We start from the raw sequence: 13109 nt of genomic DNA, 5'->3' as shown, positions 1-13109 counted from the left end.
CAACATCTAATATTCCATTTTTAAAATCAAATATCCAATTATTAATTACTTGTCTTCACATTCATCACTGAACTTCTGACAACCTTACCATCAGCATCCTTGACATCAATATAGAATTCTCTGTCTCCGGCACTACCTGCTGTCCATGTTATCTTGTTATTAGCGTTAAAGTTCTGAACAAGTCCCCAAGTCTTAGTTGTCTTATTGTATACAACCATCTTGTATGTGTAGCCTGCCTTACCGCCTGCTCCTTCTGCTGTGAATGTTATCTTATCTCCAACCTTTGTTGTGCTGGCATTTACAGCTGCCTTTACTGATAAAGCTCCTGCTCCGCCAATTGTTACATTAACAACCTTGCTTCTTGTAACATTGCCATTTGCATCCTTGACATCTACATAGAAATGTCTTGTTCCGTTGCTTCCAGCTGTCCATATGTATGTGTTCTTGCTGCTGAAATCCTGTAACTTAAACCACTGGTTTGTTGAAGGATTGTAGATTAAAAACTTATATGTGCATCCACTCTTATCAGTTGAAGCTGTAAGTGTAAGCTTGCCTCCTGCTGAAAGTGTTGTTGCACTTGGTGTAAGTACTGCTGTCGGCTTACTGCTTTCAATCTTAACATTCATCGCCTTGCTTCTTACAACATTTCCATCTGAATCCTTAACATCAACATAGAAATCTCTGTCTCCGGCACCGCCCTTTGTCCATGTGCATGTGTTCTTATTGCTGTAATTCTGCACTACTCCCCATGTTCCTGTTGTTTTGTTATATACAATAAATTTATATGTATAGTCAGATGAACCTCCTGTTGCATTGGCTGTGAATATAACTTGATTATCTGATTCATTCTTGCTGGCTGTGACAGAAAGTTTCTCTTGTCCAGTAAGTGTAACTGTTGCTGATGCTCTTTTTACATCACCTAATGCATCCATAACGTCTACATATATAATTTTATTCCCAGAGCCTGTCATACCAAGTGTATATGTATTTGATGAACTATAATCTCTGAGAAGTGTCCACTTACCTGATTTAGGATTGTACATTATAAACTTATATTTATAATCATATGCGCCACCCTTAACATTTGCACTAATTTTTTTACCATCTAACGTGTTAGTTGTAGTAATACCAACATACATCTTTTCTGGAATATATTTATATGTATGCCCTTCTGAAACCCCAATTGATGACACACTGTCATATTCTATACCTGTCGTTTCATCCATCCATTTTTTACCAGATCTAATTCCAGATTTAAACTGTTGTACAAATGTGTCCTTATCCTCAGGAAATTTAGCAGGCATTTTTACAGATACAAAACTGTCTGCATAAAACATTTTATCTATCTTAGTAACTTTGCTCATATCAAAGCTACTCATATCTAAATTATAAAGTTTACGACAACCATAAAACATCTTTGACATATCTGTTACATTACTGGTATTGAAGTTTGTTACATCAAGACTCTCTAATGTCATATTTCCAAACATATAAGACATATTAATAACATTTGATGTATCAAAATTTTCCACATCAAGACTCTTTAATTGTGTAGCATTGCCAAACATACAACTCATATTAGTTACCTTAGATGTATCAAAATTACTTACATCAAGTTCCTCGCATTGTACTGATTGAAACATACAAAACATATTCGTAACATTACTTGTATCGAATTTACTTACATCCAAATATTTTAACGATTTACAAAGTGAAAACATCAGGCTCATATCTGTAACATTACTTGTATTAAAGTTACTTACATCCAGCTCTGATAAAGATTTGCATTCAGCAAACATACAAGACATACAAGTTACTTTTTCAGTATTAAATCCACTTACATCTAGTGATGTCAATGATGAACATCTAGCAAACACACTAGCCATTGACATTACATTTTTAGTATTAAATCCACTTACATCTAATGATGTTAATGAACTACAACCAGCAAACATAAGAGACATATTAATAACATTTTTTGTGTTAAAGCTGCTTACATCCAACTCTGATAAAGATTTGCAATTATAGAAAATACCTAACATATCATACACCCTAGCGGTATTAAAACTGCTCAAATCTAACTTTGTTAATGATGAGCATCCATCAAACATATAAGCCATCGTTATTGCATTGCTTGTATCCAGATTATTAAGACCTTCTATTGTCTTTAAAGATGACATATTCTGAAACAATCCATACAATGTATTTCCTTCATCTAATGTAATTCTTCCAGATATAACCACCTTTTCAATACTTGAAACATAACTTCCCCATGTTCTTGAACCTTTAGCTGTTCCGCCTCCAATCGTAAGCGTTCCATTATCATATGTCCACTTACAGTTTCCCCACGAACCCGTATACACTTCACTATCAGCTTCCTGAACATTCACCGTTTCATTGCCATCCGCTAATACATTCACAGCTGTGTATGGCATGCTTCCTGCAAATATTACCGCAGCCGATGCAGCTGCCAGACTGCTTTTTAATAACTTTTTCATATAACATATTTCCTTTCCTCATATTTTGAATTAATCATATCATGCATGACAATATTTTTCTATGTTTAATTAAATCGCAGTTATATTCTTTATATTTATTTTGTATTTGTTTTCTTGACTTATTTATATTTATGTATTATTATTTTTAGTATATTATATATGGTGCATCATTTAACATTTTAGAAAGGCGATTTATGAGAAAGAATAACATTAAGAAAAAGATTGATAAACCTGATACAGCCATGAAACCTTCTGGCGTAACAATGAACGCTTTGCCGACCTCTTCAATGCCGTAGCGTTCAATGGCAGGCAGGTTATTAATCCTGATGAACTCACTGAGATGGACACTGACGTTTCAGGCATCATCCAATTCACTGATTACAATGAATCTCTTGTCAGGACAAGAGATATTATCAAAAAGTTCTACAATGGTATTGAATTTACCATTCTTGGACTAGAACTCCAGACCAATCCGCATTATGCCATGCCTGTAAGGGCTTTACTTTATGACGGACTCGGTTATCTTAAGGAATGTAATGAATTCCGTAACCTGCACAGGACAGAGAATGACTTTGACTCTGATAAAAGTTTCCTGTCCGGCATTAACAAATCAGACAAAATCCACCCTATAATTACGCTTATCTTCTATTATGGAGAATCTCCATGGGATGGCCCAGTCAGGTTATCTGATATGATGACAGATATCCCAGAAGAACTGCATCCATTATTCTCTGACTACAAGATAAATCTTGTACAGATACTTGATTCCGGGCGTTATCAATTTTATAATGAAGATGTGAAAAGTGTATTTGACATCACACAGAAGATATATACTAAGAATCTTCAGGGATTGTCTGAAGAATACACTAATAAACCTATTGATAGCGAAATCATTAATCTGATAACCACAATAACTGGATTTTCCAAGTTGTCATATATATTTAATGAATCAGATAATGGAGGTGAAACTGCCATGTGGAAATGTGTTGAAGAGATGGAAAATGAATGGGTTCAGAAAGGAGTTGCTGAGGGGCAGCGTATAGGTGAACGCAATGGCGAACTTAAAGGCATGCAGAAAGAACGCCAGACTGCAATTATTACAATGATTGAACTAGGACTTACCAAAGAACAGATTCTTACTAAATACTCAGAAGAAGATTATTTAAAAGCTGAAAAGGCTCTTAATAATAAGTAGTAAACAAGCGGAGTTACAGCAAAGATGTTTCCTATCAAAATTGCCTATAACCCCGCTATATTTATATGCTCCGCTTCAATTAATTACTCGTCTTAACATTCATAACCGAACTTCTGACAACCTTACCGCTTGCATCCTTAACATCGATATAAAACTCTCTGTCCCCAGCACTTCCGGCTGTCCATGTTATCTTGTTATTAGCGTTGAAGTTCTGAACAAGTCCCCATGTCTTGGTTGTCTTGTTGTATACAACCATCTTGTATGTATAACCTGCCTTTCCGCCAGTTCCTACTGCTGTGAATGTTATCTTATCTCCCGGCTTTGATGTGTTTGCACTTACCGCTGCCTTTACTGATAACGTTCCTTTAATTGTCACATTGACAACCTTACTTCTTGTAACATTACCTTCAGAATCTTTAACATCTACATAGAACTGTCTTGTTCCATCACTTCCTGCTGTCCATGTATATGTGTTCTTACTTCCGAAATCCTGTAACTTAAACCACTGGTTAGTTGCTGGGTTATAGATTAAGAACTTATATGTACAGCCACTCTTATTAGTTGAAGCTGTAAGCGTAAGCTTGTCTCCTGTTGAAACTGTTGATGAACTTGGTGTAAGTTCTGCTGTCGGCTTATCAATCTTAATATTGACCGCCTTACTTCTTACCACCTTGCCTGTACTGTCTTTAACATCCACATAGAAATCTCTGTCTCCAGATGTTCCTTTTGACCATACAAGTGTATTATTCTCTGAATAATCCTGAATCCTTGCCCATGTATCTGTTGTCTTATTATATACAAGGAACTTGTATGTATGTGTTCCCATTCCACCTTGTGCATCAGCTGTGAATGTAATTGTGCTTCCGCCATCAGATGCTGTCATAGAAGCTTTAAGTTCATCTCCAAATGTTGTACCATCTGTATTAATTCCATAAAAAGTAATCTTTTTATTACTGCATACATACCATAACACCATTCCATTATAAACAATTGGTTCACAATCTGAAAGTTGTCCGCTCATTGTACTAATGTCACTTATAAGATTACCATTTCCATCAATATAAGCATAATATACTGTATTATCATTTTTAATTGTCCACATAACCATGAACTTATTATTGTTTATCTTCACAAGATATGGAGATGTAACATTATATTTACCGCTTATATCTGTAATCTGATTAGACTTTACTGTTCCATCTTCCTTAGATTGTGTAAGAATATATATATTTCTTAAGCCTTCCTGCTTTTCCTGATCAATAGAACTTGCTGCAACAATATACGAAGTATTGCTTATTTCAAAGCCTCCTATTGTCGCATTCGTTGTATTATCTCCTATCTGTCCTGATATTGTAAGTAAATCCGTAACATCACAACTATTATTTACAACTGCATGCTGATTACTATCCCACCAATATCTTATATTAGAGCAGAACTGTCCTTCAGTAAAATCTGTATTATATTTAATTAATGCCAGACTTCTAGGATATGCATCTCCATGGTCTACAGCTATAATATGATTACCATCCGTCTTGATGAACTGATTAAATGAATGACTTACATATCCATATGAACTATTACTTACATTAGTAAATGAATCTGTAATCTTCATAGTACTTTCATCAAGCTGAATTGTAACATTTGCCTGATGATGATATCCATCTTTTGTTTTATACATTTCATGTGCTGTTCTTATAAAAAGATATCCTGATGCTTCTGTCATTCTGAGGCTTCCTACATCAAATGGACTATATGTGTTACAATCATACAGCCCTGTTGATGTAATTCTGTTCCAGTTCTTATCGTATTTAGTTATTCTGAAACATTCAACATTCGCCGACTCATCCGGATTATTCTGTCCTGATACAATATAATAAGCATCTTTTCCAGCATAGAATCCTCCGAATAAGCTGAGTTCCTTATCAATTGTTTTGCTTTCTAACAGATTAAAATCAGAATCATAATATTCAACATAATAGCCTTTGCTTCCTGAATATACTCTCATCAGCCGTCCATCATCACAGCCTACAAGATATGACCTGATAACAGATGCCCATCTGCTGTAATCATGCGAATATGATGTAGATATAAAATCCGAACTGGTTACAATCTCAGCACCCGCCATCACCACTGACGATGACACAATAACAGTTACAACGCTTAATACCGCAGCAATTCTACTCAGTATCTTTTTCATACTTTTTGCCTTCATGTATTAATTCTCCTTATCTGTTGTCCATTAATATTTATGCATTTATCTTCATCATCCTTTTTAATTTACAGATAACTTTATGTATAAATATTGTTATCTTGGATTCTTTTACATATCCTGCTAACTTTGTTATATCATAAGTATCTATGTTATTAAAGAACATTTCTCTTTTTTTATGCATTGATACAGAACGTCTTGAATCAGCTGAGGGTGGAAGCGCTTTATCAGTCTCAACATGCTTTATCTGCGATTCACCTGCTATTTTCTGTATCAATTCCCTGCCTTTATCAGAATGTATAAGAACAACTGATATTCCTCTGTCATCATCAAGCTCTGGCAATACATTTTCAACTCCCCAGAAATCCCCGATTGTAATATCACTGTTTCTGTTTATATCCTTAAATCTACAGTCATGACATGATGGACGCAAGCATATGTTCTTAAGAAACATCTGCATAAATATATCTTCATTAAGGTCTTTGCAATACTCTTTTCCATTATCGAATTCCAGTTTTACACTAAACAGGCGCCAGCCCTTGCTCTTATCTCTGAAGCTTATCTTTCTTACTGCTGCCCCAGCCTGTTTCTCCTGATAGTCAAGATATTTCTTCCATAACTTCGGGCTTGGAACTCCATGACACAGTATGTCTATTGTAATAAGATTATCATACTCTCTGCCTAGAATATTTTTTAATGCCTCTATTTGACATGCTGTTCCCGAATAAAGCACAAGCCTGCCTTTTTTTAATTCATTCTGTGCTTCTGTGTATGTATTCTCTGTATTACTCTGCAGATATTTGCTGCCTCTGAGTTTTTCAAGTCCTTCAGTGCTCTCCACTCCAATATGATGAACCATCATATTCTCGTCAAATGAAGCCCCAAATACAATTCCGCCCTGCTCTATAACTAACTGGGCTATAAGGCTGAATACACCGCCCGATGAACTGTTCTTTCTGATATCATCATCCTTAGCAAGTATTCCAAGAGTCTCTGTCTTTCCTGTCTTAGAAGTCTTATTAAGAATCGGACAGACTTTTTCGCACATTCCGCATCTTACGCATTCCTGAATCTTGATTTCAGGATACCAGAAGCCTTCATTATCTGCTTTCATCTTAATACAATTAACAGGACACTGCACCTCACATGCTCTGCATCCACAACAGTCCTTTTTATCAATTATATTAATCATATCTTTCCCCGTTCTTTCTTCTTACATTAATTTCTTTAAAAATGTAACCTTACCCTTAAGCATTTTATCTGCAAGTGCTACAGTCTGCTTAAATTCATACGTTCTGTAATATACAGCCAGATATATCACATTAGGAACTATAAGACATATAACACCCTTTATAATAATCTGCATTACTGCTCCTGCATTAACCAGACTGCATAAACCATATGTTACAACTGCAGCTACTGCAGTAACGGCAACATATAATAACAATTTCTTTACATACTGCATCATCTGGTCTTTCGTAAATATTACTGTAAAGAGGTTATGTAACAGCCACGGCATGCCTATAAAAAGCGTAGATATTACTGTCGATATAATTACTCCGTATATACCCCAGAACTGTACCATCAAAAGATTCATTATAAGATTTGCCAGTGCCGTTACAAGCGGTCTGAATCTGTCTTCGTGCCACATTCCTGCAGCATCCTTATATGTTGTAAATAACTGGTTGACCTCATACACAAAATAATATATGCATAAAAACACTACTGCCAGAAAGTTTAACTTCAACTCACTTCCAACCCATATCTCCATAAACGGCTGATACAGACACAGCAGACATATAGCACAGAATCCCGCTATCCATGTTATTATAAGTGTGAATTTTCTAAGATCTGCAAAATTCTTTTCTTTGGTTTCAACGATTATGCTGTTTCCAATTCCCGCAGTACATGCTGCAAATATAATTGTCACAATGCTAATTATTGAATTCATTATAAAGAAATAATTCTGATATATTGCAAGCATTGTCAATCCAAGAAATGCTGATATTACTATGGTATCAGCTGAATTAACTATTACCACGCCTAACTTGGAGGTGAATAAATCCCTTATTCTTCTGTTAATACCTGATATAACTTCTTTTGAAAGATTTCCATCAGGTCTGTAATCAGGATACATGTGGGTTGTTACAACTGCTGTAAGTATATTTGTCAGTGCCTGCGCTGCCAGCGAAACAATTATATAAGCATAATAATTCTTTAAAAAGCATAACGTAAAGAACTGCACTATATACTGTAATGTATTGGTAACAAGAGTAACCTTGCTTGCCACATCTGTTCTCTGATGTGCATCAAGCAGGCAGTTCTTATACGCAAACAGCCAGTACGAAAGCACTGTAACCGACAGATTTAATATGTACAAAACATATATATTAATATCCGCTGGAACATCGCTTTTTATTAATTTCGGAATAAAAGGCACAAGGCATAATCCTAAAAATGCTATTATTATTCCAATTACTCTGTAATATGTGCGGTACAGCTTCATTAATGCACATATCATTTTCTTATCATCTACTGCTATCGGCTTGTACATGCTGTACACCATAGCACTTCCAACACCTAATTCAGCCAGATTAAGAACCTGTAGAATAGATGTGAATAAGCTGTTAAGTCCCAGATACTGGATACCCATGTAATATATCATAAGTGTACGCATGATAAACGGCATAACTATCTGATATATCTTAAGCATGCATCCAAACACTATGTTACGGCCCGCATTTTTCGTTCTGTCTATTTTCATTTTTAATTATTTCCACCCTTATGATTTAAAAGACTGTCTTTTATAAATGTTATTGATTTCTTTCTCTGCTCATTAATCATATTATCAAATGTGCTAAAATCAATATCATTAATATTACCGTCAAATACCTGCTCCTGTGCATCTATTAATCTGTCAGACAATCCATATGTATTAAGTAAATCAACTACTCTGGAATTCATTGACTTAATTCCATCTGCACTCTGCCTTGTGAGTGTATAGAAAGGCCTATGGAATATTAACGAAAATACTGTTGCATGGAAAGAGTCTGTAATTACAACTGATGCGCCTGCAATATAATCTATAAAATCTTTTGGCGAATAATCCATTACCGCTTCATCCGCAAACTCTTTATCCTCATCCCTAAAATAATTGATTGCATGTGCAAAATTAATTATTTCCATAGATGTTTTTCTGCTTAATTCTTCTGCAAACTCTCTGTTTGCTTTATCTTGTCCAAGAAAATATGTAAATATATATGATTTTTTATCACTCTTATTATCTTCTTTATGTACTAATGCTTTCCAATCCTCATCTGTAAGCATAAGTGTCGGGTCTAATACAACCTGCGAATCAATTCCTGTATATTTTTTTATTATGTCTGCTGCCGACTTTTCTCTTACTGATACCGAATCAAAATTCTTAAGCCCACCAAGCATTTCAACAAACCAGTCCTTAAAACCACTGTTCTTTCCAATACTTGCCGCATATGAAATCTTAGGATAGTCATCCGGTACAAACTGAAGCATATTTATCATCATGTTATTCTTATCAATATAATCATCATTCCATACCTGATCACTTCCAACTATATATCCTGAATAATCTTTAAGACTTTCCTTTATATTGTCCGGTGTATATATCTGACTGCTGTGAGGTATCTCCTGCATGAAATCTCTCATATGCTTCTGACGCTTTTCTATATCAGCTGATATCACATTTTTACGCCATTCCATCTCTCGGTTATGCTTTGTTGCCTTTATCTCTGCTGCCGGATTCTTTATCATACGGATTGCTTTGCTTGTTAATTTTCTGCTAAAGCTGACAGACTCTTTCTTATAATGCCACACTGACAGCTGTTCTGACTCAATTCCGTTATCTTCAAGTGTCTTTTGTAATGCGTAGGCCTGAAGAAGCCCGCCAATATTATAATTGTTATAATATAAAGTTATAATTCCAATCATATATGTCCTCATTTATACACTTAATAAATTACTAATATTCTGAAATAATACAGGAGATACTCTGTATATCGCTAAATATATTCTATATTTCTTTCTCAGCAGATGTTTCTGCCTATTAAGATACTGTACGGTTTCTTTTCGTATATCACAGATTTTCTTCTCTTTTGCATAGGCAATTAACGTCTTCATATATAAATCCTCTAATACTGCATCATATTGAATTTCTTTGTTAATGCCATATCTGATATAATATTTTCTATCTCTTCCGCTGCGAGATTCCACGAATCCATAACCTCTGCTGTCACTTTATGACTAAGACTTGTCTCATTATTAATATTATAGTGATATAATCTATCGTGACAGTATATCCCCTTATCAATATGCTCCATATATCTGCAGCAAAACAGCATGTCCTCCCACATAATGTATGAATTATTAAATCTTATATCAAACTTTTCAATTATTGATTTCTTAAATAACTTATTCCACAGATATCCATAACACGCCTCTTCTGGCGGATAGCCTGGCATAAACATCCTTTTTAATACATCAAGCCTATCACAGCTGACTTCGCCCTTAGAATCACTGCCTGTTTCTGAGTCATCCGATATGCTGTATCCGCATATTGATACATCTGCGTCAGCAATTCCATTTACTAATTTTTCAACAAACACCGATTCTATCCAGTCATCCGAATCCACAAAACATATATATTCGCCATCAGCATACTGCAATCCTGCATTTCTTGCACTTCCTGCCCCGAGGTTCTGCTGATGAATAACATTCACCTGTTCATAATCTGCTGCATATTCATCGCATAAAGCAGCAGAACCGTCTTGTGAACCGTCATCTATAAGTATTATCTGAATATTATGATATGTCTGTCCTAATATACTTTTTACGCATCTGTCAAGCCAGTATTTACTGTTATATACAGGAACAATAATTGACACCAAATTATTTACCATATATCAATCCTAATCCTTTATCTTCTCATACTCTAAAAAAAGTTCCCCATATTTTACATATAAATGGCAAAAAAACGCATCAAATATAATCATTCCTATAAGATAATATATTATCGCTCTTGCAAATACCATTTCAAAGAATTTATTAGAGAAGAAACTAAATACTATCGAAAATGAAATATATGCATACAAAAGGAGTCTATAATCTACATTTCCGCCACATCTTGTAAACTTAATCTTATCGTATATTTTTTGACAAAACATTCCCAATAGTCCCATTGATATAAATACGCCTATTATTCCAAAATCATTATACAATGGCATAAGCTGAGTATATACATTTCCAAGAATTTTTCCATCTATCCATCTATATTTATATACCTTAGGTACCGCAAAATATTCAGAACCAACCATTTCATTAATCCATTTATAAGTATCATAAAATGTAGTTCCTCCAATAACATCTGTCTTCACTCTGCCATCTTTAATAAAAAGTTCTAAATTCTTTAAAGGTGCTCCAATGTAGTTAGCAATCAAATCAAAAACTGTTATATCAGATAACTTTCTACCCTGTATTGAAAAAAGTATATTAAAAACAATTACTGCCAATATAACTATCAATATTCCTTTACACAAATTACTTATATTAATATTTTCCTTCCAGCCATTATATCTTTGATAAAGTATTATATAAACAACAATAAACGCAACTATATACATAAAAAATGTTGTACGTGTTCCGCTGAGCAAAGCCCCCATCATACCAACTGCTATATTTATATATACCAATTTGTTATTCTTTTGTTTTGTTATTATATTATTAACAGCTAAATATATCATATAATATATTCCTGGCATATTAAGAATTATTCCTGCATTAACAACACCCGAGCTATATATACTTTCTCCATTTTTTCCAGCATTATAATATTCTCCTATTATTTCTGATATATTAAGCAAAGAAAAATCCCCTATTGTTTTAGCAATAGTAATCAAAAACATACCATATAAAGTAACTTGAAAGACAAGATATATAAACAATTTAAAATCACTTATAATTATTGGTTCAAAATGATATGCTATTGGTTCATTAGCATTTCTATCAAGCGCATATGTAATAAAACTGAATATAGAAAACCCTAACAAACCCGTAACAACAATCAACAAAAGTCTATAATCCGAGAATTTCCAAGTATTAGCATATACACAACAACATAATATTGAAACCGCAAATGCTGAAGTTATCAAAAAAGATGGCGCAGTTATATCTTTATCAAATAGAAACACATTAATAATTAATAACACTATCACACAAGCCATTAAAATGTATATCATTGTTCATATATCCTTTTCAATCTTAATCTTCCTCATTATTGTTCATCTTATGTAACATAAGATATAACCGTAAATATGGAAAAGGTACTTTAATTATATATTTTAAAAATCCTAATTTCCATTGTGATTCCGATAAGTCAGATAGACACATTTTAGGATTCACAATATACTTTCTTAATTTCTGTGGTTTAGCAAGATAATTTCCACAACCATTATTGAAGAAGATAAAATCGCCAAACCTTCTCACATCTTCCATATTAGGATTTGTTCCAGTTTCATATATATATTTAAACAGTATCTCTTTGTCACTGTTAATATACGCCGAAACCTTGCTATCCTTAAACGCTCTTACAAAGTCAACCGCACCGGTCTGAATATTAAGTACTTTCTTGGCTTCATGTGACAACTCTTTATCTTTAACATATTCATATTCATATCTTACAGAAATAGTTTTACCATCTTTTTGAGTTTCGTAACATTTTACTGATCCTGCTTGCTCTAAAAAGAGAGTTTCAAACAACGGTCTGAAAGCAATAACTATATCGGTATCAGTATCATTATTAAGGCAATCAAACAAATATCCTTTTGCCTTATATCCATTTGCGCCCAAATTTTGTTTTGATTTCTTAGATAATCCTAAATAATAACCAGTTATATCATTAGATATTCCTTGATTATTAAGTGTTTGGATAAGATTTTTCTGCATAGAACCACCCCACCCTATATCAACAATTGCAATCTTTTTACTAAAATCAAACTGTTTAAGATATTTAATAAGCTCTTTCAACTCTTTATTAGAATTATCCACTACATCCTGTTTAATTTCTTCATAAAACTTTATAAAATCATTATTATATATTAATTCATCACTACATCCTGTTTAATTTCTTCATAAAACTTTATAAAATCATTATTATATATTAATTCATCTCTTTTAT

General features: G+C 33.8%; 10 protein-coding genes. 1 reads left to right on the top strand and 9 read right to left on the bottom strand.

Features of this window, described 5'->3' with window-relative positions; genetic code table 11:
* Positions 1–41 precede the first annotated feature (41 nt).
* Complete coding sequence (locus tag DW963_RS05435) at positions 42–2498, bottom strand: BspA family leucine-rich repeat surface protein (RefSeq protein ID WP_117914164.1); 2457 nt, start codon at positions 2496–2498, stop codon at positions 42–44.
* 340 nt (positions 2499–2838) lie between these two features.
* Between DW963_RS05435 and DW963_RS05430 the strand changes: the two genes are divergently transcribed.
* Positions 2839–3693 carry a hypothetical protein gene (locus DW963_RS05430; RefSeq protein ID WP_117914163.1) on the top strand — a complete coding sequence of 285 codons (855 nt, stop codon included), beginning with the start codon at positions 2839–2841 and terminating at the stop codon, positions 3691–3693.
* Between the two features lie 79 nt (positions 3694–3772).
* On the opposite strand, the gene DW963_RS05425 is transcribed toward DW963_RS05430, so the two are convergent.
* Genes DW963_RS05425 through DW963_RS05395 form a run of 8 tightly spaced genes read right to left on the bottom strand, consistent with a single transcriptional unit; the run spans position 3773 to position 12979 of the window.
* The gene (locus tag DW963_RS05425; protein WP_117914162.1) at positions 3773–5905 is read right to left on the bottom strand and encodes a hypothetical protein; all 2133 of its coding nucleotides are present in this window, start codon (positions 5903–5905) and stop codon (positions 3773–3775) included.
* Positions 5906–5939: 34 nt separating this feature from the next.
* Complete coding sequence (locus DW963_RS05420) at positions 5940–7094, bottom strand: Coenzyme F420 hydrogenase/dehydrogenase, beta subunit C-terminal domain (protein WP_117914161.1); 1155 nt, start codon at positions 7092–7094, stop codon at positions 5940–5942.
* Positions 7095–7115: 21 nt separating this feature from the next.
* A complete protein-coding gene (locus DW963_RS05415; protein ID WP_199669360.1) occupies positions 7116–8666 on the bottom strand; it encodes a lipopolysaccharide biosynthesis protein in 1551 nt (516 codons plus the stop codon).
* A 2-nt stretch (positions 8667–8668) separates the two neighbouring features.
* On the bottom strand, positions 8669–9868 hold the full coding sequence (locus tag DW963_RS05410; RefSeq protein WP_158568625.1) for a polysaccharide pyruvyl transferase family protein: 1200 nt from the start codon (positions 9866–9868) through the stop codon (positions 8669–8671).
* Positions 9869–9880: 12 nt separating this feature from the next.
* Positions 9881–10057, bottom strand: coding sequence for a hypothetical protein (locus DW963_RS13265; protein WP_158568624.1), 177 nt, complete (start codon positions 10055–10057; stop codon positions 9881–9883).
* 11 nt (positions 10058–10068) lie between these two features.
* Positions 10069–10836 (bottom strand): glycosyltransferase family 2 protein, encoded by a 768-nt coding sequence (locus DW963_RS05405; RefSeq protein WP_117914159.1) that lies wholly within the window; start codon positions 10834–10836, stop codon positions 10069–10071.
* A gap of 9 nt (positions 10837–10845) precedes the next feature.
* On the bottom strand, positions 10846–12171 hold the full coding sequence (locus tag DW963_RS05400) for an O-antigen polymerase (RefSeq protein ID WP_117914158.1): 1326 nt from the start codon (positions 12169–12171) through the stop codon (positions 10846–10848).
* Between the two features lie 22 nt (positions 12172–12193).
* Positions 12194–12979 carry a hypothetical protein gene (locus DW963_RS05395; RefSeq protein WP_117914157.1) on the bottom strand — a complete coding sequence of 262 codons (786 nt, stop codon included), beginning with the start codon at positions 12977–12979 and terminating at the stop codon, positions 12194–12196.
* Positions 12980–13109: the final 130 nt, after the last annotated feature.

The organism is Eubacterium sp. AM46-8, assembly GCF_003466705.1.
Taxonomy (GTDB): Bacteria; Bacillota; Clostridia; order Lachnospirales; family Lachnospiraceae; genus Lachnospira.
Note: the sequence above shows the minus strand (reverse complement) of the source record. Positions and strands in the feature narration are given on the sequence as shown.